This window comes from Mesorhizobium sp. B2-3-6 (assembly GCF_006442305.1).
Classification (GTDB): Bacteria; Pseudomonadota; Alphaproteobacteria; order Rhizobiales; family Rhizobiaceae; genus Mesorhizobium.
Map to the genome: position 1 here is coordinate 498,215 of NZ_VFVW01000004.1, position 23,250 is coordinate 521,464.

25 protein-coding genes and 1 pseudogene are annotated in these 23,250 nt (G+C 63.2%); 13 read left to right on the forward strand and 13 right to left on the reverse strand.

Going from position 1 to position 23,250, the window contains the following annotated elements; genetic code table 11:
• Nucleotides 1-99 precede the first annotated feature (99 nt).
• Complete coding sequence (locus FJ953_RS14945) at nucleotides 100-1,299, forward strand: AI-2E family transporter (RefSeq protein ID WP_140624646.1); 1,200 nt, start codon at nucleotides 100-102, stop codon at nucleotides 1,297-1,299.
• On the opposite strand, the gene FJ953_RS14950 is transcribed toward FJ953_RS14945, so the two are convergent.
• The 3 genes from FJ953_RS14950 to FJ953_RS14960 form a co-directional block, all read right to left on the reverse strand.
• Entirely contained in the window at nucleotides 1,287-2,183 is an 897-nt protein-coding gene (locus FJ953_RS14950) for a DMT family transporter (RefSeq protein WP_140583745.1), read from the reverse strand. The genes FJ953_RS14945 and FJ953_RS14950 overlap by 13 nt on opposite strands.
• 126 nt (nucleotides 2,184-2,309) lie before the next feature.
• Nucleotides 2,310-3,074 carry an arginyltransferase gene (locus FJ953_RS14955; RefSeq protein ID WP_140494092.1) on the reverse strand — a complete coding sequence of 255 codons (765 nt, stop codon included), beginning with the start codon at nucleotides 3,072-3,074 and terminating at the stop codon, nucleotides 2,310-2,312.
• A 138-nt stretch (nucleotides 3,075-3,212) separates the two neighbouring features.
• Nucleotides 3,213-3,683 carry an RDD family protein gene (locus FJ953_RS14960; protein WP_140494090.1) on the reverse strand — a complete coding sequence of 157 codons (471 nt, stop codon included), beginning with the start codon at nucleotides 3,681-3,683 and terminating at the stop codon, nucleotides 3,213-3,215.
• A gap of 201 nt (nucleotides 3,684-3,884) precedes the next feature.
• Between FJ953_RS14960 and sthA the strand changes: the two genes are divergently transcribed.
• Entirely contained in the window at nucleotides 3,885-5,273 is a 1,389-nt protein-coding gene (sthA, locus tag FJ953_RS14965) for a Si-specific NAD(P)(+) transhydrogenase (RefSeq protein WP_140494088.1), read from the forward strand.
• Between the two features lie 24 nt (nucleotides 5,274-5,297).
• Here the strand turns inward: sthA and FJ953_RS14970 are convergent.
• Nucleotides 5,298-6,487: pseudogene (locus tag FJ953_RS14970) on the reverse strand (TCR/Tet family MFS transporter).
• Nucleotides 6,488-6,567: 80 nt separating this feature from the next.
• On the opposite strand from FJ953_RS14970, the gene FJ953_RS14975 reads away from it, so the two are divergent.
• Entirely contained in the window at nucleotides 6,568-7,188 is a 621-nt protein-coding gene (locus FJ953_RS14975; RefSeq protein ID WP_140624647.1) for a TetR/AcrR family transcriptional regulator C-terminal domain-containing protein, read from the forward strand.
• Nucleotides 7,189-7,212: 24 nt separating this feature from the next.
• Here the strand turns inward: FJ953_RS14975 and FJ953_RS14980 are convergent, their stop codons facing one another.
• The gene (locus FJ953_RS14980; protein WP_140583740.1) at nucleotides 7,213-7,872 is read right to left on the reverse strand and encodes an alpha/beta hydrolase; all 660 of its coding nucleotides are present in this window, start codon (nucleotides 7,870-7,872) and stop codon (nucleotides 7,213-7,215) included.
• A gap of 201 nt (nucleotides 7,873-8,073) precedes the next feature.
• On the opposite strand from FJ953_RS14980, the gene FJ953_RS14985 reads away from it, so the two are divergent.
• The gene (locus tag FJ953_RS14985; protein WP_140583738.1) at nucleotides 8,074-9,252 is read left to right on the forward strand and encodes an OpgC family protein; all 1,179 of its coding nucleotides are present in this window, start codon (nucleotides 8,074-8,076) and stop codon (nucleotides 9,250-9,252) included.
• Nucleotides 9,253-9,270: 18 nt separating this feature from the next.
• On the opposite strand, the gene FJ953_RS14990 is transcribed toward FJ953_RS14985, so the two are convergent.
• On the reverse strand, nucleotides 9,271-10,347 hold the full coding sequence (locus FJ953_RS14990; protein ID WP_140583736.1) for a LacI family DNA-binding transcriptional regulator: 1,077 nt from the start codon (nucleotides 10,345-10,347) through the stop codon (nucleotides 9,271-9,273).
• Nucleotides 10,348-10,511: 164 nt separating this feature from the next.
• Between FJ953_RS14990 and FJ953_RS14995 the strand changes: the two genes are divergently transcribed.
• Nucleotides 10,512-10,655 (forward strand): hypothetical protein, encoded by a 144-nt coding sequence (locus FJ953_RS14995; protein WP_140583734.1) that lies wholly within the window; start codon nucleotides 10,512-10,514, stop codon nucleotides 10,653-10,655.
• A 73-nt stretch (nucleotides 10,656-10,728) separates the two neighbouring features.
• The gene (locus FJ953_RS30480; RefSeq protein WP_181167406.1) at nucleotides 10,729-10,869 is read left to right on the forward strand and encodes a hypothetical protein; all 141 of its coding nucleotides are present in this window, start codon (nucleotides 10,729-10,731) and stop codon (nucleotides 10,867-10,869) included.
• Between the two features lie 15 nt (nucleotides 10,870-10,884).
• On the opposite strand, the gene FJ953_RS15000 is transcribed toward FJ953_RS30480, so the two are convergent.
• Both FJ953_RS15000 and FJ953_RS15005 read right to left on the reverse strand, forming a co-directional pair.
• Nucleotides 10,885-11,250, reverse strand: coding sequence for a DUF423 domain-containing protein (locus FJ953_RS15000; protein WP_140583733.1), 366 nt, complete (start codon nucleotides 11,248-11,250; stop codon nucleotides 10,885-10,887).
• Between the two features lie 36 nt (nucleotides 11,251-11,286).
• Nucleotides 11,287-12,540 (reverse strand): multidrug efflux MFS transporter, encoded by a 1,254-nt coding sequence (locus tag FJ953_RS15005; RefSeq protein WP_140583731.1) that lies wholly within the window; start codon nucleotides 12,538-12,540, stop codon nucleotides 11,287-11,289.
• Nucleotides 12,541-12,658: 118 nt separating this feature from the next.
• On the opposite strand from FJ953_RS15005, the gene FJ953_RS15010 reads away from it, so the two are divergent.
• Entirely contained in the window at nucleotides 12,659-13,324 is a 666-nt protein-coding gene (locus FJ953_RS15010; protein ID WP_140494070.1) for a GntR family transcriptional regulator, read from the forward strand.
• A gap of 103 nt (nucleotides 13,325-13,427) precedes the next feature.
• The gene (locus tag FJ953_RS15015) at nucleotides 13,428-13,688 is read left to right on the forward strand and encodes a DUF982 domain-containing protein (protein WP_140494068.1); all 261 of its coding nucleotides are present in this window, start codon (nucleotides 13,428-13,430) and stop codon (nucleotides 13,686-13,688) included.
• 27 nt (nucleotides 13,689-13,715) lie between these two features.
• Here the strand turns inward: FJ953_RS15015 and FJ953_RS15020 are convergent, their stop codons facing one another.
• Both FJ953_RS15020 and FJ953_RS15025 read right to left on the reverse strand, forming a co-directional pair.
• Nucleotides 13,716-13,862: a hypothetical protein gene (locus tag FJ953_RS15020; RefSeq protein WP_140494066.1), complete on the reverse strand. Its 147-nt coding sequence runs from the start codon at nucleotides 13,860-13,862 to the stop codon at nucleotides 13,716-13,718.
• A gap of 80 nt (nucleotides 13,863-13,942) precedes the next feature.
• The gene (locus FJ953_RS15025) at nucleotides 13,943-14,986 is read right to left on the reverse strand and encodes an aldo/keto reductase (protein WP_140624648.1); all 1,044 of its coding nucleotides are present in this window, start codon (nucleotides 14,984-14,986) and stop codon (nucleotides 13,943-13,945) included.
• A 240-nt stretch (nucleotides 14,987-15,226) separates the two neighbouring features.
• Between FJ953_RS15025 and ppk2 the strand changes: the two genes are divergently transcribed.
• Complete coding sequence (ppk2, locus tag FJ953_RS15030; RefSeq protein ID WP_140624649.1) at nucleotides 15,227-16,147, forward strand: polyphosphate kinase 2; 921 nt, start codon at nucleotides 15,227-15,229, stop codon at nucleotides 16,145-16,147.
• 90 nt (nucleotides 16,148-16,237) lie between these two features.
• On the opposite strand, the gene FJ953_RS15035 is transcribed toward ppk2, so the two are convergent.
• The 3 genes from FJ953_RS15035 to FJ953_RS15045 all read right to left on the reverse strand — a co-directional run bounded on the left by FJ953_RS15035 (nucleotide 16,238) and on the right by FJ953_RS15045 (nucleotide 19,080).
• Nucleotides 16,238-16,885, reverse strand: coding sequence for a dihydrofolate reductase family protein (locus tag FJ953_RS15035; protein ID WP_140494060.1), 648 nt, complete (start codon nucleotides 16,883-16,885; stop codon nucleotides 16,238-16,240).
• A 244-nt stretch (nucleotides 16,886-17,129) separates the two neighbouring features.
• A complete protein-coding gene (hemB, locus tag FJ953_RS15040) occupies nucleotides 17,130-18,161 on the reverse strand; it encodes a porphobilinogen synthase (protein ID WP_140494058.1) in 1,032 nt (343 codons plus the stop codon).
• A gap of 88 nt (nucleotides 18,162-18,249) precedes the next feature.
• A complete protein-coding gene (locus FJ953_RS15045; RefSeq protein ID WP_140494056.1) occupies nucleotides 18,250-19,080 on the reverse strand; it encodes a DUF2066 domain-containing protein in 831 nt (276 codons plus the stop codon).
• A gap of 193 nt (nucleotides 19,081-19,273) precedes the next feature.
• On the opposite strand from FJ953_RS15045, the gene FJ953_RS15050 reads away from it, so the two are divergent.
• The 4 genes from FJ953_RS15050 (at nucleotide 19,274) to FJ953_RS15065 (ending at nucleotide 23,092) form a co-directional block, all read left to right on the forward strand.
• On the forward strand, nucleotides 19,274-20,317 hold the full coding sequence (locus FJ953_RS15050) for an enoyl-CoA hydratase/isomerase family protein (protein WP_140494054.1): 1,044 nt from the start codon (nucleotides 19,274-19,276) through the stop codon (nucleotides 20,315-20,317).
• Nucleotides 20,314-20,736, forward strand: coding sequence for a DUF6163 family protein (locus FJ953_RS15055; RefSeq protein ID WP_140494052.1), 423 nt, complete (start codon nucleotides 20,314-20,316; stop codon nucleotides 20,734-20,736). The genes FJ953_RS15050 and FJ953_RS15055 overlap by 4 nt, the downstream gene beginning before the upstream one ends.
• Nucleotides 20,737-20,973: 237 nt before the next feature.
• Nucleotides 20,974-21,489: a winged helix DNA-binding protein gene (locus tag FJ953_RS15060; protein WP_013896002.1), complete on the forward strand. Its 516-nt coding sequence runs from the start codon at nucleotides 20,974-20,976 to the stop codon at nucleotides 21,487-21,489.
• A gap of 349 nt (nucleotides 21,490-21,838) precedes the next feature.
• Nucleotides 21,839-23,092, forward strand: a complete 1,254-nt coding sequence (locus FJ953_RS15065; protein WP_140494050.1) for a murein L,D-transpeptidase — start codon at nucleotides 21,839-21,841, stop codon at nucleotides 23,090-23,092.
• Nucleotides 23,093-23,250: the final 158 nt, after the last annotated feature.

Sequence of the window (23,250 nt, forward strand, 5' to 3'; positions counted from 1 at the left end):
GGGAGATCCGCAGCTTCACCATCACCTTTTGAACTATCGTCACGATTGCTGCACTATATCAGAGCATAAGCTGCGGGATGGCCGGGGAGAGACGAGCGTTTGAAGGAAGCGAAAATCCAGAAACCGGGGCAGCGCCTGTTCGGTCTGTCGACGCCGCTCAGAGCCGCCGTCATCCCACCGCTCTCGGCGGCGCGCTGGCTGCTGGTGCTGATCGTTGCCGCCGGCGTCTATTTCTTCCACGGCTTCCTGTTCCCGGTGCTGGCCGCGCTGGTCATCGCCTTCGCAAGCTGGCCGCTTTACCGGCGGCTTTTGGCCGGTGTCGGCGGCAACCGCACCATCGCCGCCACCTTCGCCATATTGTTCATCCTTGCCTTCCTGGTCATACCGATCGCGCTCGCGGGCACCTACGCCATCAACGAGGTGCGCGAATGGGTCGGCTGGGCGATCGAGACCAACCGGCACGGCGCCCCGACACCGCACTGGATCGCCACGCTGCCTATCATAGGAGAATGGCTGAACCAGCAATGGACGACCAATTTCGGCCATCCCGGCGGCATCGGCGAACTGATCCAACTGGTCAGCGGCGCCAATATCGGCAGCATCTATCGCGGCGTCCTTGCCGCTGGCGGCAGCGCCTTCGGCCTGCTTTTGACGCTTTTGTTCATGATGATCGCGCTGTTCTTCGCCTATCGCGACGGCGAGCATTTCGCGGGCCAGGTCGATCGCCTGGGCGAGCGCATCCTGCCGACGAGGTGGGAGCGCATCTCGCGGGTCGTGCCGGCGACCATTTCCTCGACCGTGACCGGCATGACCGTCATCGCCATCGGCGAGGGATTGGTGCTCGGCATCGCCTACTGGCTGGCCGGCGTGCCGTCGCCCGTGACGCTTGGCGCGCTCACCGGGGTCATGGCGCTGATTCCCGGCGGGGCACCGCTGTCCTTCACGCTGGTTTCGATCTATCTCGCTGCCAGCGGCTCACCGGTGGCCGGCCTGGCTTTGTTCATCTGGGGGACGGTCGAACTGTTCATCGTCGACAAGACCTTGCGACCGAAGCTCGTCGGCGGGCCGATAAAACTGCCCTTCCTGCCGACCTTTTTCGGCCTGATCGGCGGCGTCAAGACGATGGGCTTTCTCGGCCTGTTCATCGGCCCGGTGCTGATGGCACTGCTGGTGGCGATCTGGCGCGAATGGCTGCGCGAGGTGGAAATGATGGACGAGATGCCTGCTTCCCCTGAACAGGAAGGCTCGCCGTCGCTGATCGAGATCGACGGCGAGGCGAAGAAGATTCAGGCCGGATGACGCACCGCAAGTGCGGCGCGGCGCCTGCGTCCGTCATGCAACTGCCACACCGAATGGACCACCAATGTGACGATCAGGATCGCGCCGCCGATCAGGCTGTTGCGTGACGGCGTTTCGGAAAAGATCAGCCATACCCACACCGGTGCCAGCACGGTCTCCAGAAGGTAGAACATCGCCACTTCCGGTCCGGAGATGTATTTGGGGCCGGCCGCCAGGCAGAAGAACGAAATCGGCATGATCACGGCGCCATTAAAGATGATCCACCAGGGCGCGCTCACATGGATGCCTTCACCTGACACCATGAAGGCCGCCAGCACGAGCGACGGAACCACCCCGACGAGCGCCGTGAAGCCCATGTCCTTGCCGCTGGCCCGCGAAATGGTGATGGCCACGGAAATGAAGAAGGCCGAACACAGCGCCATGAAATTGCCGAACAGGTGTCCGGTGCCGACAGATCCGCCGACGATTACCAGCACGCCGAGGATCATGACCTGCATCGCCGCGAGCGTCACCGCCCGCGGCTTTTCCTGGAGAAACAACCAGGACAAGAGCGCAGCGAACACCGTGTTGAAGGCCAGGATGAACACCAGGTCGGCGGTCGAGGTGTAGAAGACGGCGGTGACGAACGTGATCGAGGTCAGCCCGTAGCATATCGCGGCCGCAAGTCCCGACCAGCCTGGAATGAGCTCGGGCGCGTTTCGGCTCAGCGCCCGCCAGACAGCCCATGTGATCATTGCGGCGATGAAGGTGGCGGCCCCGCGCAAGAGCAGGATCGTCCATGCGCCGCCATCGGCGAGGCGGATCAGCGGAATGTCGAGGGTCAGCGTTAGGCCGCCAATGGCGGTTATCAGAAGGCCCTTCTGGTGGTCGCTGTGGGACGTCATTTGCAAACTTTCGTAATGAAATACAGATGGGACAGCCGATCGGCGCAATGACGCACTCTCCCGCCAAGCGGCTGAAAGACCAGCATCCCCTGCGTTGAAACAGTTAAACGTGGATCTTGGAAAAACTCAGCGTGAGACCGCTTCGTTGGTGTAGCGCTCCCAGCCCTTCGGGCCGAGATGCTCCTGCGGCATGAAGCGCATCTTATAATTCATCTTGCGCGAGCCGTTGACCCAGTATCCCAGGTAGACATGGGGCAGCCCCATCGCCCTGGCGCGAGCGATGTGATCGAGGATCATGAACGTGCCGAGAGACCGCTCCTCGAAGTCGGGATTGAAGTAGGAATACACCATCGACAGGCCGTCGGCCATCTTGTCGGTGAGCGCCACCGCGATCAGCTCGCCCTGTCCCTTGCCGGTGATGAAAGTATCGGGCCCGCGCCGGCGATATTCGATGACCTTGGTGTCGACATGGGTGTCCTCGACCATCATGGCGTAGTCCAGAACCGTCATGTCCGACATGCCGCCGCGGCGGTGGCGGGCATCGAGATAGCTGCGGAACAGCGAATATTGTTCGGTCGAGGGCTCGGCATTGTGCATGGCGCCGACGAGATCGGAATTGTGCTGCAGCACGCGCTTCATGTTGCGGCTGGCGACGAATTCCTGCGCCAGGATGCGCACGGAGACGCAGGCGCGGCAGGTTTCGCAGGCCGGCCTGTAGGCGATGTTCTGGGAGCGGCGGAACCCGCCTTGGGTCAGGAGATCATTCATCTCTGACGCCTTGTCGCCGACCAGATGCGTGAACACCTTGCGCTCGAACTGGCCGTCGAGATAGGGGCACGGCGACGGCGCGGTCAGGAAGAACTGCGGCGACTGGGTCGGGTGCTGCGTCATCGAGTCTCGGAAACACTCCTTCGAATCGCTCTACCTTTGGCGCGGAAAGCGAAAAATTCAACAGGATTGTGAAGGCGTGGCCATGCGGACGCCTTCACATTTGTGCCGACGCCGCGGCGATGCTTGCGAAAATGCGCCTCAGCGGCCGGTGCGGCTGACCACCGTGCCGAGCAGCAGGTCGTGCAGCGTGCGCTTGCGATCGGAAAACAGCGTCACCAGCAGCACCAGCGGCGACAGGATGACGTTGCCGGCCCAGAACAGCACCGAATGGACCACTGCCGTGAGCCCGTCGATCGGCCTGCCGTCGAGCCGATCGAGCCGGATGCCCATCATCTTCATGCCCGTGGTCGCCTGGTCGGCGCTGCCAAGCGTGTTCCAGATGTAGAGAATCGCGACGGCCGGGACCAGGACGCCAAACAGCATCCAGCCAAGGCCGAGGGTCAAAAGCCCGAGGAAGAACACCAGGATGGCGACAGGGATGGTGAGCAGCGCGACAATGACATAGTCGATCATGACCGCCAGGACACGCCGCGTGCGTACCCCTTCATAGGCCCTCACGTCGTCGAGCCTGGTATTGATGATTTCACCGTCGAGAACGCGAGCGTTCATGTCATTTCCTCGTAACAGGGGCCTGCTTAGCCTGCGCCCCACCTGCTGGGAAAATGGTAAAGGCTGATGGCGGAATCAAGATCGAGCCTTTCCCGGTGCGCAAGGCGGGGGAAGCGGCCGGCGGGCCGGTTGAATTCGCGCCTGACATGGCGTTAGCTTGTTGCGGCGCACCAAAAGCGCCAAGGGGCAGGGACGGGCAGGATGGATTACGACATGCTGGTCATTGGCAGCGGCCCTTCCGGCCGTCGTGCCGCTGTACAATCGGCCAAACTCGGCAAATCGGTACTGGTCGTCGACAGGGGGCGGCGCCTGGGCGGCGTTTCCGTGCACACGGGCACCATTCCGTCGAAGACGCTGCGCGAAACCGTGCTCAATCTCTCGGGCTGGCGTGAGCGCGGCTTCTATGGGCGCGGCTATCGGGTTAAGCAGGACATCTCGGTCGGAGACTTGGTCGAGCGCCTGCACAAGACGCTCGACCACGAGGTCGAGGTGCTGCAGCACCAGTTCATGCGCAACACGGTCAAGAGCTCCCGCGCCGCGGTGAAATTTCTCGGGCCCAACAGGGTCAGCCTGACATCGGACAATGGCGACTACAGCGAGGTCGGCTTCGCCAATGCGCTGATCGCCGTCGGCACCAGGCCGCACCGGCCGGGCGACGTGCCGTTCGACAAGAGCCGCGTGTTCGACAGTGACGAAATGCTCGAGCTCGACCGCTTGCCGCGCACGCTGACGGTCATCGGCGCCGGGGTCATCGGCGTCGAATACGCGACGATCTTTTCGGCACTCGACGTGCCGGTGACGCTGGTCGAGCCGCGCAACACGATCCTCGATTTCGTCGACCGCGAGATCGTCGACGACTTCATCCACCAGATGCGCGACCGCGGCATGACCATCCGGCTGGGAAGCGCCGTGAAGGAGATTGCCTCCAGGCCCGACCATGCAGAGGTCACGCTGGCCGACGGGCGCACCATACGTTCCGAGATCGTGCTCTACGCCGCGGGCCGCACCGGCAATGTCGGTAGCCTCGGCCTCGATGCGGTCGGCATCGAGGCTGACTCCAGGGGACGCATCAAGGTCGATCCGCACACCTTCCAGACCAGCGTGCCCAACATTTACGCCGCCGGCGACGTGATCGGCTTTCCGAGCCTGGCCTCCACCTCGATGGAGCAGGGCCGGGTAGCCGCGTGCCATGCTTTCGGCGTGACCTTGCCGCCGCCGCCGGAAACCTTTCCTTATGGCATTTACGCGGTGCCCGAGATCTCCACCGTCGGCCAATCCGAGGAACAGGTGCGCGAGAGCGGCGCCGCCTACGAGGTTGGCGTGGCCCGTTTCCGCGAGACCTCGCGGGGCCACATCATGGGCGTCAACACCGGCTTCCTGAAGCTTCTGTTCTCGATCGAGACACGCCGCTTGCTCGGCGCGCATATCGTCGGCGAGGGCGCCACCGAACTGATTCACATCGGCCAGGCGGTGATCAATCTGGGTGGCACGGTCGACTTCTTTGTCAATAATACATTCAACTATCCCACGCTGGCCGAGGCCTATAAGATCGCCGGGCTGGACGCCTGGAACAGGATGGGGCAGGGATAACCCTGTCGCCAGCCACTATTATCCTCACTCCGCCGCCTCCCGTTTGGCCGTGGGCGATCCGGTTGCGAGCAGCAGGGGCAGGCAGAGGACATAGAGGGTCGCGCCCGCGACCCACACCATGCCTGGGAAGACCATTCGAGTGCGAAAATAGAGCATGGCGATCACGAGTGGTCCGAACACCGAGACCAGGCTCGTCATGCTGGTGAGCACACCTTGCAATCGCCCCTGGTGATTTGCCGCGACACGTGAGTCAGCAACGATTGCAGCGCCGGGGCTCCGATGCCGCCGAGACAGAAAAGCGGCAACAGCGCGAACGCCATCCAGCCTCGCCAGGCCAGCGCGATCGATACATAGGCCGTGCTGTCGGCAAGGATGGCGACCATGAGCGCTCGCCTTTCGCCCCAGCGCTCGGCGATCGGTCCGGCGACGAAACCCTGGGCGCCGGCATGGAAGAGGCCGAACAATGCCAGCGATATGCCCACGGTGAAAAGGCTCCAGCCGAACTTGTCCTGTACGTAGAGAACCCAGACCGTGCCGCCGACTTCGCCGACAAGGCCGAGCACGGTAAAGGCGCCGAGCAGCGGCAGGAGGGCCGGAAAAGTCAGGGCCCAACGCAGCGGCGCCAGCGGGTTGAACGACAGCGGCTCGCCTGTGCCGCCGACCCGCTCCGGCTCCGGCAGCAGAAGGAAGGCCAGCGCCAGATTGATGCCGGTGAACCCTGCCGCCGCCAGGAACGGCGCGCGCAGCCATACATCGCCGAGCAGGCCGCCGAGCGCCGGACCGGCGATGAACCCGACGCCAAAAGCGGCGCTCAGATGGCCGAAGGCGCGGGCGCGCCGCTCTTCGCTGCTGATGTCGACCATATAGGCGGAGGCCACCGCCATGCTGGCGCCCGTTATGCCGGCGATCAGTCGGCCGACGAACAGCAGCGGCAGCGACGGCGCGAAGGTCATGAACAGATAATCGAGCATCGACCCGGCAAGCGACAGAAGCAGCACCGGCCGGCGGCCGTAGCGGTCGGACAACGCGCCGAGCAGGGGCGAAAACAGCACCTGCATCGCGGCATAGGCGGCGAGGAACGCGCCGAAAATCCAGCCAATGTCCTCGACATGGCCAACCTCGCGCAACAGCCCCGGCAGCACCGGCATGATCAGCCCGATGCCGGCCGCGTCCAGCGCCATTGCCGTCAGCACGACAAGATAGGCCCTTTTTATCGAGATGCTTCTTTCCTAAAATTTATCGGTGATAAGGTGGCGTTTATCACCGATAAATTGGCTGGGCAAGCGAGGTGCATATGAAGCTGGACAAGGCGCTGATCGTCGCGCAGGCGCTCGAGCTGTTGAACGACGTCGGCATCGATGCGCTCTCGACCCGGCTGCTGGCGCAGCGGCTCAAGGTCCAGCAGCCGGCACTCTACTGGCATTTCAGGACCAAGCGCGCCCTGCTCGACGCAATGAACGAGGAGATCCTGCGGCGCGGCCATGGACATCAGGTACCGCTGCCGGGCGAGAGCTGGCAGGAATTCGTACGCAACAACGCCCGCAGCTTCCGCGGCGCCTTGATGGCCTATCGCGACGGTGCGCGCGTCCATGCCGGTACCGAGGCCGATCCGGGCGATCTCGAACATGTCGAACGGTTCCTCACTTTTCTGCGCGAGGCCGGCATGCCTTCCGTCATGGCCATGCGGTTGCTGATGATCGTCGGGCGCTACACGGTGGGCTGCGTCCTCGAGGAACAGGCAGAATATCCGGCCGGCCCGGGTCGAGGTGCGGCGCTCGATGCCAAGGCAAGCGGTTACCCGCTGCTCAGCCAGGCCCTGGCCGATTATCGTGCGGGCGGTCACGAGGCGCTGTTCGAAAGCGGCCTCGACTTGCTGATTGCCGGGGCGCAGGCCGGCATCGCTGAAGGAGGCTGAGCGCGGCGATCCGCGTCTTGCCCGTCAGGCGGCAGGAGCGGGCGGGGCAAGCCATTGCCGCACGATCGTGGCATCGGGGTCGCCGATTTCATGGCCCGAAGCGACGATACGCGCGTCGACCTCGGCGCCGCGCTGGCTGAGCAGCGTTACCAGGGCCGGCGCGAAGGGTCCGTAGGTCAGGTCGGCGGCGCCGGCGACAATCAGCGCCTTGATGCCGGTCAGATCGGTTGCCGGCGTCTCGTCCAGCACCGGCATCGGCCGCAGCAGTGCCGCCCGTCCGACAAGGCCGGGATGGAGCAGCATCAGGCTGGAAACCAGATTGGCGCCGTTGGAATAGCCGAGGAAAGCCGCGCGCTTCGGATCGATCCGGTGCCGCTTCATGGCCTCGGCCATGAAGCGTGCGAAAGCGGCCGTCTCGCGGCGGATGCTGGCCTGCTCGAAGCTGGTCGGCGTGATCCGCTCGAACCAGCGGAAGCCGTCCTCCTGGACGATGCGGCCACGCACGGCGACCAGGCAGGCATGCGGTGCGATCTGCCTCGCCAGCGGCACCAGGGTCGTCTCGTCGACACCTGATCCATGCAGCAGGAACAGGCATTCGTCGCTGGCCCCGCCGGATCCGAAGAAGCGATAGGGAAAGGCCAGATCCAGCCGCGGCAGGCTGTTTTCGACGCTTGTATCGCTCATGCCGTATCCTTTTGATTACATTTCGTTTCACTCAATTTGCCGGCTTCAAAACGCAATATTTTCATGCTCCGCGAAAGTTGATTGAACCGGGCGCATTTCAGTCCGTTTCTGCGCCGATATACTCCATCGCGGAGGAATCGAAGCGGTGCGCCGGGGGTCGCATTGCTGGGCATGAACAACCAGCTTTGAGGCCTTTTGTCGATGACCACCCCAGTTCCAACCGAGCGCGATACGCGCATCGATGTGCTGCGTGCGCTCGCGCTGCTGACGATCTTCGTCGACCATGTGCCGGGCACGGCTTTCGACACCCTGACCTACAAGAATTTCGGCTTTTCGGATGCGGCCGAGGCTTTCGTGCTGATATCGGGCATTTCGGTCGCGCTTGCCTATGGCACGAAGTTCCGCCCGGGAGGCCGGCTGCTCGCGACGCTGAAAATGTGGCGGCGGGCAGGCGTGCTCTATATCGCCCATATCGTCACCACGATGGCGGTAATGGCATTGTTCTGTGCCGCGGCGGTGTTCGGCCGGCGGCCGGAACTGCTGAAGCTGATCAACATCGAACCGCTGATGAAGGACACGCCCGAGGTGCTGGTCGGCATCGTCACGCTCGGCCACCAACTCGGCTACAACAACATCCTGCCGGTCTACGCGGTGCTGCTTTTGCTGGCGCCGGCCTTCTTGCTGTTCATCAGCTACAGGCCGCTTGCAGCGCTGACCGTGTCCGGCCTGCTGTGGCTTGTAGCCGGCATCTGGCAGATCGCCCCGCCGAACTATCCCGAGCCCGGCCTGTGGTTCCTCAATCCGCTGTCCTGGCAGTTCCTGTTCAACATCGGCCTTGCCGCCATGCTGCATGTCAGGCGCGGCGGCGTCATTCCAGCCAACCGCTGGCTGATCGGTGCCGCCGCGGCCTATGTGCTGGCCGCGTTGGCATGGGTGCATAGTCCGCTTTGGGGCCAGGTGACCTGGTTCGACCTGCCGGTGGTGCTGACCGGCTTCGACAAGACATTCCTGTCGCTCCCGCGGCTGCTGCACATCCTGGCGGTCAGCTATCTGGTGGTGGCACTGCCTGCGGTCTCGAACCTGTTCCGCACCGGCCCCGACCATCCGCTGGCGATACTCGGCAAGCGTTCGCTTCCGGTGTTCATCGCCGGCACGCTGATCGCCATGGTTGCCCAGGTGATGAAGCTGATCAATCCCGGCGGCCTCGCCTATGACAGCCTGTTGCTCGCCGCCGGCATTGCCATGCAGTTCGCGCTCGCTTTCTATCTCGAATGGTTGTCGACCATCGGCGGTTCGGGGAAAGCCAGGACGACGCAAAAGGAAGCCAAGCCCGTCCAGCCGTCTTTCGGTATCTCGGCCGTGGCTAGAGCCAACCACTGAGGGTCAGCGAGCCCGGTTTCAGCGGCGCGGTGGAGCCGAGGAGGCGCGCACGATCAGTTCGACCGGCAGCAACTGCCGGCTGACCTTGCCGTCGCTTTCCAGGATTGCCTTGACGGCAAGCCGGCCCATCTCGGCGATCGGCTGTGCGACCGTGGTCAACGGTGGCTCGGACAACTCTGCTTCGGGAACGCCGTCGAAACCGATGACCGAAACATCATCGGGGACATTCAGCCCGCGCGCGCTCAGCCATTCAAGCGTTGCCAAGGCCATCCTGTCCGACATCGCCAGGATGGCCGTGGGTGGTTCGCCGGAAGCAAAGATCGTTTCCAGCCCCGCCTTTGTGGTGGCGGCATCGTTGGCGGTTTCGTAGACGGGCACTTTGGATGTATCGATGCCAACCCGCGAAAGCTCCCGGAAGTAGCCGGTGAGGCGATCGCGTGTCCCCGCATAGGCCGCGGCGCGAAGCTCTTCGGGCGAAATGATGCCTGTCCTGCCGTCGGCGAAAGGCAGCGCCAGCACGGCAAAGCGGCGATGCCCGAGTTCCGTCAGATGGCGCGCCGCCAGGCTGGCGCCGGCGATGTTGTCGACGCCGATCGCCGCGACGGATCCATCCTCCGAATCCAGGTCCAGCGCCACGAAGGGCAGTTTGCGCTCACGCGCCAATTCGACAAGGCGCGAGCCGCCTTCGATACAGAAGACGATGAAGCCGTCGACAAGGGCGCTCTGGATATTCCAGGCAAGCTGTTCGGTGTTGGCCGCCGAGACCAATGAGATCCCGGCCCCGGTCGCATCGCAGGCCTGCGAGATACCCGCCATCATCACGCGCGCGAAGGGATCCTCGAAGAAATAGGAGAGGGGCTCCGCGGTGGCCACGCCAATGGCGTTGACCTTGCCGGCCCGCAGCAGGCGGCCCTTGGGGTCGGGGCCGGCATAGCCCATCGCCTCGGCTGTCGCGCGAACGCGTTCGCGGACCTCTTCGCGCACGATCTCGGGGCGGCTGAAAACATTGGAGGCAGTGCCGTGCGAAACACCGGCGGCCTTGGCGATGTCGGCCAGCCGGACGGGTCGTCGATTGCCTGCGGTGAGTGACGCCATTTGCGCGTGCCTCCTGACATGCATTTAGCACGTTCCCGATTTGCATCTAGCACTTTCGTTGGATCGATTCAAATTTTGCTTGACCGGCGGCTTCCATAGGCCTATCTTTGAATCGATCCAACTAAGATCTGCCTGCTGGATTAAACCTAGATGGGAGGTGCGCCATGCATCCTGTTAACTATCTGTTCGAAGACATCTACCGCAACGACTGGAGCATCGGGTCGGTCGCCAACAAGTCCAAGCGCCGCGGCGGAACAAGCCCGTGGATTCGCGATCTGCGCTTCCTGGTGGCGCGCAAGCGGAGCTGACTGGCGTGAATTTTTTGCGTCGGTCTATTGGATCGATTCAATTCAAATCAAGAGGAGAAGAGCCATGCATCCCATGAAGCATCTGTTCGACGACATTTATCGCAATTATTGGGGCATCGGCACGGCCGCGGAGCGGCCAGAGGCGCCGCGCCGCGCGACGCTCTCAGCGCGCAACCGCGATCTTTGGATCCGACTTGAACGTCGCCGGGATTGAAACCGGCCGCGCATCTCAGGGTCGCCGACGCACCACGGCGGAGACAGCTATGGTCAGCCAGCCTGCGATGAGCAGGGTGCCTCCGATCGGCGCCGACATCGGAAACAGCCTCGATCCGAGAAAATCGCGGGCGAGAAGATCGCCCGTGAAAAGCACGAGCCCGACGAGCAGCACCAGGCTGGCTAACCGCAGCGGGTGATTCGCGTCGAGGAGACCGACGGCGAGAAACACCGGTGCGTGCATCAGCAGGAACGATGCCGCCGTACCGGTGAAGGCGCCGCCGAGATGTGCGGCGGCCGCCGACAGCGCCACGCCGGCCGCGCCCACGATGCCGGCGGCGAGCACAAGCAGACGGCTGCCGGTCGTTTCGGTCAGGTTCATGTCGACGCTCCTTCGGTTGATCGGCTGGGCAGTTCGTCAGGGCTTGCCCGCTTCCATCAACATATTCCGCGTCCGCCGCGCCTGGACAATCCAGTTGTAGACCGCGCCGAGCGCCATCAGCACCGACGTGCCGAGAAACACCGCCCGCATGCCGAAATGGCCGCCGACGAAACCGCCGGCAAGCGGTCCGGCGACCTGGCCGACATATTGGGCCGAGATCGAAAGACCGAGCACGTTGCCGCCGACGCCGTCGGGAATGTTGTGGCGGATGACGCTGGTGATGCAAGGCAGCAAACCGCCGAGCGCCAGGCCCATCAGGAAGCGCAGCCCGATCAGTTGCCAGCCGTCGGTGACGAAGGCCTGCGGAATGAGCAGCAGCGCCGACACGGCCAGCGCGCCGACGACGACGTTCCAGTGACCGACGCGGTCGGCGAGCCTGCCAAGCCATGACGCCGACAGGATTGCGCCAAGGGCGGCCGCCGACATCACCACGCCGGCAACGAGCGTCACCCGGCTCTGGTCCTCGATCAGCTGCTGCACATAGACGGTGATGATCGGCTCGATCGACATGGTGGCGAAGGCCAGCAGCATGCCGGTCGTCAGCATGGCCACGACCGGACGCTTGTCGGCAATTTGCGACCAGCCGCTCTTCGGCTTTGCCGCCGTCGCGGCTTTGCTTGCTTGCGGGCGCTGGTTCTCCTTGATCAGGAATGTCGTCGCCAGAAAGGCAAGGAAGATGACGCCGCCGGACAACAGAAAGGTCGCGCGGATGCCGATTACCGGCGGCAGCGCGCCGCCGAGCAAGGGGCCGACCAGCGAACCTGCCGTGATGCCAGCGGACAAGACACCGAGCGCCCAGCCGGAGCGGTCCTTCGGCGTCTGCATGGCCACCAATATGGTCGAGCCGGAGGAATAGCCGCCGGCAAAGCCGATCAGCAGGCGCAGCAGCACCAATTGCCAGACCGTCTCGACCATTCCGGTCAGCGACATGCAGATCGCCATGCCGAAGGAGGCGCGCACCAGCATCAGCTTGCGGCCGTAGCGGTCGCCGAGCCGTCCCCATAACGGCGCAACGAGCGCCGCCGCGAAGAAGGTCGCCCCATAGGCGACGCCCGACCATTGCACGATCGCCGCATGGCCCTCGACGCCCAGTTGCTCGACATAGAGCGGCAGGAACGGCAAGAGCAGGGTCATGGCGATGAGCGTGCTGAACGAACCCGCGAAGCAGACGGCGAGATTGCGCCGCCAGTGGATATTGTAGCCGCCCTGTTCCGTATCGTTCTGCGTCATGCCGTGCCTGCGTGTGCCAGGGATTGTTGTGGATACCATTTTGGGATACCAAGTCGGTATCCGTCATGGACCCACAGCCCGACCGCTGTCAATGCGGGCACGTGAAAAGGCAACAACGATGTCGCAGATGCACAACGTCGAACGGCAGCTCCGCGAGATGATCCTTGGACTTGAGATCGGCCCGGGTGAGAAACTCACCGAGCGCTGGATCGAAAGCCGCTTCGGCGCCTCGCGCACGCCGGTCAGGGCTGCGCTGCTGCGGCTCGAAACCGAAGGGCTGGTCGGCAGGGACGGGCGCGGCTGGACGGTCTCGCCCATCAACCTGGCCGAACTCGAGCAGATCGCGGTCTACCGCGAAGCGGTCGAGGTCGCGGCCTTGCGGCTGACATGCGGGCTTGCCGACAGAAGTGCCGTCGATGTCATCGAGGCTATGCTCGTCTCCTGCGACGACGACACTCCGCGCGAGGAATGGCATCGCGTCGGCATGGATTTCCACATCGAGCTGGCGCGACTGTCCGGCAATGAATTCCTGTTTCGGGCCGTCCGCGACGCGATGACCAGGCTTTCGCGCGCCCGTTGGCTGGAGGTACGCGATGGAGCGGCCCTTGGCCGCGCCTGGGCCGAACATCATGCCATCCTGGCCGCCGTGCGGAGCGGCGATGCACAGGAAGCCGCGCGCTTGCTCTCGCAGCATATCGTGGGCAGTCGCGACCGTCTGTTGACGTCGCTGGCCAATGATCGCCGCGGCCTTCGCGCCAGGGGATTTGCCGTCGTGGCGGCATAATGCGGCCTGCAGGGCAGGCCACTCGCCGCCGAAAAAAGGACCACCGGCCCCGAGCCCCACTTTCGGCCTCGCTTCGCGGACGCCGATGGCGTAGGACCGGGCGATGGAAAACAACCGATTTGAAGTACCCGTGACCGTCAAATCAGTCACGGCGGGAAGTACACAGCTCTTACGCTCGGCCCGCGAGGCTTCCGACTATCTCATGAACAGCTGGCCCGGCAAGCGCACCCCCAAGCATCGCGCGGCGCTGCAGGCCTGCCACGATGCGCTGGCCGGCGACAAGCCGGCCATGAACGCAAGGCGCGCCTTTATCGCGGCGGCGCGTGAAGTGGACGTCTTCGTCAGCGACAAGGCGCCGGCCTGATCCAGGCCGGATTGCCGCCGCGCGCCGTCATTCCTCTGTTTCAATCTCGGCGTCAGTCTCGGGTTTCTGACGCTCCCGCGCCGCAGCCTTGGCCGCCAGCTTTTCGGCCTTCTTGGCCGCCTTCTGGCGATCGCGTTCCTTGCGTTCCTGATCGTAATTTGGTGCTCGTGCCATAGCGGCTCCTTTTTTGCTGTTCTTGTGGGCTGACTACGCGTCGTTCGCCTTCCGACGTCTCGGAGCCGGCACCAGGGTTCCTATAAGCTGCTTCGGTCGATCACAAGGTCGGCGGCGCCGAAACGCTCCTTTGCCGTCAACTGCTGATGCCAATAGGGATAGAGCAGGGGCGGGCGGCTGACCGCGTCGAGGCGATCACGTTCCTCGCCGGCCAGCGTCAGGCTGGCCGCCGCGATATTGTCCCTGAACTGGGCCTCGTTGCGCCCGCCGATCACCAGGGAGCTGATAGCCGGCCGGCCAAGCAGCCAGGCAAGCGCCACCTGTGCGGCGGACACACCGCGGGCCTTGCCGATTTCGACCAGCACATCGACGATCCGCCACAACCGGTCCTCGTCGCGGATCGGCGGTTCGGACCAGCCGGCGACCTTGCGCGCGGTCGGGCTGTCACGGTGATACTTGCCCGACAGCAGGCCGCCCGCCAGCGGGCTCCACACCAGCACGCCCAATCCCTGGTCGACCGAGATCGGCAGCAGCTCGTATTCGGCTTCGCGTGCTTCGAGCGTGTAGTGGATCTGCTGGGTGACGAAGCGCGGCTGATGGCGGGTGTCGCTGATGGAGAGCGCCTTCATCACCTGCCAGCCGGAATAGTTGGAGCAGCCGATATAGCGGATCTTGCCCTGGCCGACCAGCGTGTCGAGCGCGGCGATGGTCTCTTCGAGTGGCGTCACGCCGTCCCATTCGTGCAGGAAATAGATGTCGATGACGTCGGTCTTGAGCCGCTTCAGGCTCTTCTCGCATTCGCGGATCAAATGATGGCGCGACAGGCCTTCGTCATTGGGACCGTCGCCGATGCGCATGCGCGCCTTGGAGGCGATCAGCACGTCGTTCCTGCGCTTGCCGCCGAGTGCCTCGCCGATGATCTCCTCCGACAGGCCGTCCGAATAGACATTGGCCGTGTCGATGAGATTGATGCCGGCATCGATGCACAGATCGATCATGCGCTTCGCCTCGGCGAGATCGCTGTTGCCCACAGCCGCGAACGGGCCGGCGCCGCCAAAGGTCATGGTGCCCATCGTTAGCGCCGAAACCTTCAGGCCGGAACGGCCGAGAGTGCGGTATTCCATGTCAGTCCTCGCGATTGAGAAGAATGGCCCGATCAGGTTGCTGGATTTGTAGGACAATCCGTGCGGCTTGTCGCCCTCCGGCCCCAGCACACCGATGAGCGGCCGTGGCGTGCCCCTGCAATAAAACCGTCATTGCCGGCCTATACTCAGTCGATCAGGGCGTTGCGCGCCGCCGTCAGGACGCGACCAGTGCGCCCGGTCGTTGCCGGAGGCGGCAGCTTGCAGATGGAGGAACACCAGATGAATGAATCCATACCCAAGTCCGGCGCCCGGGACTGGCTGGAAGCCGAACTCGCCGACACGCTCGACGAGGACTATGAACTGGAGATGTCGGAACCAGCGCTGTCGCTGGAGATCGCCAGGATCTACAAGAACGCGCATCCGCCTTCTATCGACCGCATGCAGTATTTTCGCGACCTGATCGGGCTGCAATCCGAGCTGATCAAGCTGCAATCCTGGGTCGCCTACCACAAGAAGAAGCTTGTGGTGATCTTCGAAGGCCGCGATTCGGCTGGCAAGGGCGGCGTCATCAAGCGCATCACCCAGCGGCTCAACCCGCGCATCTGCCGCGTCGTGGCGCTTCCGGCACCGACCGAGCGAGAGACGTCGCAATGGTATTTCCAGCGTTATGTGCCGCACCTGCCGGCCGGCGGCGAGATCGTTCTGTTCGACCGCTCCTGGTACAACCGCTCCGGCGTCGAGCGGGTGATGGGTTTCGCCGGGGCCGATCAGGTGGAGGAATTCTTCCGTGACGTGCCGGAGTTCGAGCGCATGCTGGTCCGTTCGGGCATCACGCTGGTCAAATACTGGTTCTCGATCACCGACGAGGAACAACAGATGCGCTTCCTGATGCGCATCCACGATCCGATGAAGCAGTGGAAGCTGTCGCCGATGGACCTGCAGTCGCGGGTGCGCTGGGAACAGTACACCAAGGCCAAGGAAGAGACCTTCGCCCGTACCAACATTCCGGAGGCGCCCTGGTTCATCGTCGAGGGCAACGACAAGAAGCGCGCCCGGCTGAACTGCATCGACCACCTCTTGCAGCAGGTTCCCTACGAAGAGGTGCCGCACGAGGAGATCAAGCTGCCCGAGCGCGTCTTCAATCCCGAATACGAGCGCCAGGTGCTGCCGCGCGAGCTCTACGTGCCCGAGAAGTATTGAACGAGAGTTTGTCCTTCTCCCCGTATAGTGACGGGGAGAAAGGATCTGCACCAAGGGTTGCCAATTCCCACTGTCGCAGACAACTAATTCCTAAGTCCGCTTGATGACGACATGCGTGGCAAGCGGCGTCGCTACTTGTTCGCTGCACGCGTAGCCGAGCTTCGGCATATCAATCCCGGCGAAGAGGTGCTCGCCGGAGCCGAGCAGCACCGGCGAGATCGCCAGATGCATCTCGTCGATGAGCCTCTCCTGGAGGTACTGCCGGATGGTGGCGACGCCGCCGCCGACCCGCACATCGCTGCCATTGGCCGCTGCCCTTGCCTGCTCGAGCGCCGAATGGATGCCATCCGTAATGAAGTAAAAGGTCGTGCCGCCCTCCATGACGATCGGCTCGCGCGCATGGTGGGTCAGCACGAAGACCGGCACATGATAGGGCGGGTTGTCGCCCCACCAGCCCTTCCAGTTTTCGTCAGGCCATTCGCCGCGGATCGGCCCGAACATGTTGCGGCCGAGGATCCAGGCGCCGACATTCTCGAAGCTGCGCGCCGCGAACGCCTCGTTGATATCGGTTGTGCCGTCATCGTCTCCGAGCACCATCTTGCGGAAGGTGCGGGTACCGATCATCCATTTGTGCAGGGCTTCCCCACCGACGCCGAGCGGGTTTTTCAAATCCTGGTCGGGACCGGCGCCGTAACCGTCGAGCGACAAGGTGAATGCGTTGACGCGAAGTCTGGACATGGAAAGCCTCCTCAGACCAGTTGTATTTTGCAAGCAGTTACTTTCTAGCAAACCGATTGCAAATTGCAAGTAGTATTTTCCGCGATCGAAAAGATGCATATCCGTACTTCGCCTATGCGATGTCCAGAGTGTTGCCTGATGGTTGGTGCGGATGCCAAAATGGCGGTTGCCGAGACAGCCGCTATACCGGCTCATTTGCCGGTGAGTTCCATGAAGAGCATATGGTTTGAAGGCGCTGGGGAAACTATGCTCTCAGCATCTCCGCCACCTCAGGGGCGAAATAGGTCAAAATGCCGTCGCAGCCGGCGCGTTTGAAGGCAAGAAGCGATTCCAGCATGACCTTTTCGCCGTCGATCCAGCCATTGGCGCCCGCCGCCTTGATCATCGAATATTCGCCCGACACCTGGTAGGCGAAGGTCGGCATCGCAAATTCGTCCTTCAGCCTGCGGATGATATCGAGATAGGGCAGGCCGGGCTTGACCATCAGCATGTCCGCGCCTTCGGCCAGGTCCTGCTCGGCTTCGCGCACCGCTTCGTCGGAATTGGCGTGGTCGATGTAATAGGTCTTCTTGTCGCCCTTGAGCAGGCCGGCCGTGCCGACCGCCTCGCGGTACGGCCCGTAGAAGGCGGAGGCGAATTTCGTCGCATAGGACATGATCGCCACGTCCTGAAAACCGTTTGCGTCGAGCGCGTCGCGGATGGCTCCGATGCGGCCGTCCATCATGTCGGACGGCGCGATGATGTCGGCGCCGGCCGCTGCTTGTATGACGGCCGCCGCGGTTACCTGTTCCACCGTCTCGTCATTGACGATGAGGCCGTCGCGCAGGATGCCGTCATGACCATGGCTGGTGAACGGGTCGAGCGCGGCGTCGGTGATGACGCCGATCTCAGGCACCGCGTCCTTGATCGCGCGCGTGGCGCGGTTGATGACGTTGTCGGGGTCGAGGATATGCGAGCCGGTCTCGTCGCGCAGCGAAATGTCCACATTGGGAAAGGTGGCAAGCGCGGGGATGCCGAGCTTCGCCGCGCGTTCGGCCTCCTTGACGGCAAGGTCGATCGACAGGCGGAAGACGCCCGGCATGGCGGCGATCGGCTCGCGCACTTGTCTGCCGTCGACGACGAAGATCGGCCAGATCAGGTCGTCGACGGAAAGCCTGTTCTCCTGCACCAGGCGCCGCGACCAGTCGGCCTTGCGCATGCGTCGCAAGCGGCGGCTGCCGGTGATGTCGTCGACGCTGCGCGCGCCGGCAGGTTTTGCGGGGGTGAATCTGTTCATCGCCAAAACTCTCGTTTGGCCGGCTTTTATCACGCACCCGTGGTGCTGACCAATGCGACACGTTTGTGCCAGCAATCCGGCCGGGTCCTTATTCGGGTTGCCCGTTGCCCGAAAGGATCTGCGCCGCACCGCGCATGCCGACACGGAACGCCTCGTCGAAGCCGACGCCGCGCACTTGCCAGGCGTAGGTCTTGCCGGCCTTCGCCAGCCGCCAGTCGGCGATCCAGCCCAACTCCTTGTCGCTCCAGACGATGCTGCCGGAAAGCGCTTGGTCGGCGCCGGCCATTTTCGCAACCGTGTCCAGCTTCGCCATGTCGGCCTCGCGCATGATCCTGTCGTCCAGCCCCGCCTTCGACAGCAGCGCTGCCGTTGGGAAGGTTACCTGCATGGCAACCGGCGCGGCGGCATTGCCGAACGACTCGCGCATCAGCACGCCGCGCTCGTCATCGGCATCGAGCGCGAAATGCTTGACGCCGCGCTCGGTCGACAAGAACACCGCCAGCCGTGGCCTTTCGGTCAGCCATGGCCTGCTGCCGAGCGAAGCCAGCACCGGATCGATCATCGCCGGGCTGTACTGGCAGTAGAGATTGTGAGGCCGATCATACGTGCCCTGATCGTCATGGTTGGGAATGCCTTCCATGCGATCGCGGTAGCGAAAGGCCGCCACGAAGCTGCCGGCCTTGTCGCGCAGCGCCGCCATCTCCGGTTTCGCCGGCAGGCGCTGGTCGCCGGAAACCCGGACCAGAACCGCGTCGAGGCAACGTTTGAAGCCGGCCTGGCGGTTCTTCTCGTACCGACCGTTGACGATGGTCTGCGACTGGTAAAGATCGGCGAGGCTTGCCGCCAGGGTCGGTTGCAAAGCCAGGCAAATGATGATCAGCCCGATCGTCATCGGCACGAGGCGCGCAAATCCAGCCATGAGCAACACCCCGTTGGAAACCCGCTACAGCTGCGCAGTCGCCGTGGTTCTCGGCGTTGCGGCCACAACGGCTCTTTTAGCACTAGGCTCCGGCACGAGCCAAGACGCGCTGCCGGCATGCCGGCATTGACGCGGCCATGGGCCACGCTTTAGCACTTCAGTCCCGGCGGAGCGGGGGAGGGATTCTTTCACGATGGATTTTGGCGGAGGCGACGAGATCCGCTTCGAACATCTGGGCCGGGCCGGCATCGTCACGTTGACGCGGCCGCGGGCACTCAATGCGGTCACGCACGGCATGGTCAATGCACTCGCCAAGGCATTGCACGCTTGGGAGCGGGACTGGAGCGTCGACGTCGTCGTCGTCAAGGCCGAGGGTAGGGCGTTTTCGGCCGGGGGCGACATTCTCCACATCTATGAGGCCGGCCGGGCCGGTAAGCCGCCTGTCGAGTTCTTCGCCGACGAGTATCGGCTGAACGCCCAGATCGCGCGTTTCAAAAAACCCTATGTGGCGCTGATCGACGGCATCGTCATGGGCGGCGGCGTCGGCATCTCCTTTCATGGATCGCACCGGGTGATGACGGAAAATGCGCAGTTCGCCATGCCGGAGGTGGGTATCGGCTTTTTCCCGGATGTCGGCGCCAGCCATCTGCTGCCCGATCTTGGAGGTTCCTTCGGCATGTACCTGGCGCTGACCGGCAATCGTATCCGCTATGGCGACGCGTTGTGGTCCGGGCTGGCCACGCATACGATCAAGGCGCAGGACCAGGCTGGCTTTCTCGACCAGCTCGCCGCCACCGGCGATCCCGAATCGGTGCTGCGCGGCTTCTTCATCCCGGCGAAGCGCGAGACGGACAGGCAGGTGCTGGAGGCGATCGCCCATCACTTCGCGCAGGCGTCGCTTGCCGATATCATCGGCAGCCTGGAGCAGGCGGCAGGGAGCGATGAGTTTGCGGCAAGGACGCTGGCGACGATCCTGACGCGCTCGCCGACCAGCCTTCGTGTCGCCTGGCGCCAGATCACTGCCGGCCTGACGCTGCCGATGGATCAATGCATGAAGATGGAGTTCCGCATCCTCAACCGGATGCTCGCGGGCCACGATTTCTACGAAGGCATACGCGCCACCATCATCGAAAAGGGTTCCAAGCCGCAATGGCTGCCGGCAACCCTCGATGCGGTCGACGACGCGGATGTCGATGCCTATTTTGCCTCGCTCGGTGAACGGGAACTCGCGCTATGAGTGAGGTGACGTCCAGACGCGTCGTGCTTCAGCCTTCAGGGGTGGAGGTTATCTTCGCCTGGTTCCAGCGAATCATATCAGGATACTGCCTGCTGTTCGGTATCCTGTACTGGATCAGGCTTATCGGCTTCTATCCCGGCTCGCTGTGGCGCTTCGACCTGATGCCGGTCCACTGGCAGGTGGCAGCGGTGATGCTCGCCGTGTTTTTTCCCTTTGCCGCAGCCGGCCTATGGATGCTGGCTTCCTGGGGGCCGGTGATTTGGTTCATCTGCGCCGCGACGGAGATCGTCATGTATGCCGGCTTTCCCGAACTCTTCGGCCGCCGCCCGCTCATCGTCGTCTCGCATGCGGGGGTGGCGCTGCTCTATGTCGTTTTCCGCCTCGTCATCTATCTGCAGAAGCGGTCGCCCCGGACCTGAAGCCGGCACGCGCCGCCGGCGATCCGGCGGATCGGATTTCGCCCTGAAATCATTGGCTAAATCTTTAGGTTAATTATCCTTGCTCGAGTGACCGTTCGTTAAGCGTCTTGCGAAACCTATTACCGGTAAGCTCTTGTTAGCCTTGGCGTTTAAGTCGAATTTTATGAGTATTCGATAGTGTCGCGATCAAGGTGAAAAACAAAAAATCACCAGGGCGACAAACGAGAGGCAAAGACAATGATCAATTCGCGTCCGGCGGCAAAGACCGCCAACGTTTCCGACGATCGCCGCGAGGCAATCCGTTCCCTTTACATGGAATCGCTCCAACTGGTCGAGCGCCTGCACCGCCGTCTGCTCGACGTGATCAAGGACGAGTTCGACCGCAATGGCCGTTCCGACATCAACGCCATCCAGGCGCTGCTGCTCTTCAACATCGGCAATTCGGAGCTGACTGCCGGCGAGTTGCGCTCGCGGGGCTACTATCTCGGCTCGAACGTCTCCTACAATCTCAAGAAGCTTGTCGATCTCGGCTTCATCAACCACCAGCGCTCGCGCATCGACCGTCGTTCGGTCCGCGTCTCGCTGACGCCGAAGGGCAACGAGGTGGCGGACGTGGTCGCCGGTCTCTATGAGCGCCATGTCGGCTCGATCGAGCAGGTCGGCGGCATCAACACCGATGAATTCAAGCAGATGAACCGCGCCCTCCAGCGCCTCGACCGCTTCTGGAACGACACCATCGCTTACCGGATGTAAGCCACATCCCCAATCAGAAGCCGCGCCACAGAAGCGCGGCCGCAACAGCGACCTCCAGTCAGGGCCGGTGCCGAAAAGCATCGGTCTTTTCTTTTCGTTGCGCTGGCCGAAGCAAATTGCGGGCCAAGGCCACGTTGCCGCCATATTCCAATGGAACCGAAGATGACAGTGATGCTGTGGTGAAGACCATGAGTTCACCCGCAGCCGCGTAGCCTTGCGCGTTTTCACACCGAGGTGATGCGGACCATGGTTGGCTAATTGTTAAGATTGCCAATTTTAGAGTGCGGGCGAGATCGCCCGATGATCAACGCAGCAAGTGTTCGAACTGCTACAAATGTCTGGAACGTCCATGAGAACCAGCCGCCGTTTCTTCCTTTCCGGAGCCTCCGCGCTCGCAGCCGCCGTTGTTGCCGGCCGCGCCAGCGCGCAGGATGTGATCGGGGACATCCTGAAGTCCTCGGCGCGCGGCAACTGGGACGATCAGTTCGACGCCCGCGCCAGCGCAGGCGGCAAGGTGGCCTCGACGCTGCCGATCTTCAGCCCGCAGACCGTGGCCTTCACCGAGCAGGCTGTGGCGCAGTACCAGAACATTGTCGGGCAGGGCGGCTGGGTCGAGGTTCCCGCGACCAAGAAACTGCAGCTCGGCGTCGACGATCCCGATGTCGTGCCGCTGCGCAAGCGCCTGATGGTCGCCGGCGACCTGTCGCAGAGCGCCGGCATCTCGACGGCCTTCGATTCCTATGTCGACTCGGCGGTCAAGCGCTTCCAATTGCGCCACGGCCTGCCGGCCGACGGAGCGCTGGGCAAATATACCTACGCGGCGATGAACGTTTCGGCGCAGATCCGGCTCGGCCAGTTGCAAACCAATCTCCAGCGATTGAAGGAGAAGGCGGGCACGCTTGGCAGCCGTTATGTGCTGGTCGATATTCCGGCAGCGCAGGTCGAGGCGGTCGAGAACGATCGCGTCGTGCTTCGCCATACCGCGATCGTCGGCAAGATCGATCGCCAGACACCGATCGTCAATTCCAAGATCAACGAGATCATCGTCAATCCATATTGGAACGCGCCGGTGTCGATCGTGCGCAAGGACATCATCCCATTGATGCGCAAGGACCCCGATTATCTCAAGAACAGCCATATTCGCCTGTTTGCGCCAGACGGCAGCGAAGTCGATCCGATGAATGTGGACTGGTCGACCGATGACGCGGCCAAGTACCGTTTCCGCCAGGACCCCGGTTCGGACAACGCCATGGCGTCGGTGAAGATCAATTTCCCGAGCCCGGACGGTGTCTACATGCACGATACGCCGCAGCAGAGCCTGTTCGGCAAGATGATGCGCTTCGATTCCTCGGGTTGCGTGCGCGTGCAGAACGTGCGCGACCTCGTCACCTGGATCCTGCGCGACACGCCCGGCTGGGACCGTCAGCATTTCGAGGCTGCGATCAAGACCGGCGAAAACACGCCGGTCCAGGTCACCAACCCGGTGCCGGTGCATTTCCTCTATCTCTCGGCCTGGTCGACGGGCCCCGGCGTCGTCCAGTTCCGCGACGACATATATGGCCTCGACGGAAACAACGAGCTGCAGATCACTTCGTCGCTCTAAGCGATTGATTATTCAGGGAAAAGGCCGCTCTTGAGCGGCCTTTTTCTGTCGCCGCCGCTAGGCCGTTCACACCGCCGCTGACCTCCAACTCTGCGTAGGCGCGCTCCGGCTGGACGAAGCGCGGGCGATTGCGCATGGTCGGCAAAACTGCCGGAATC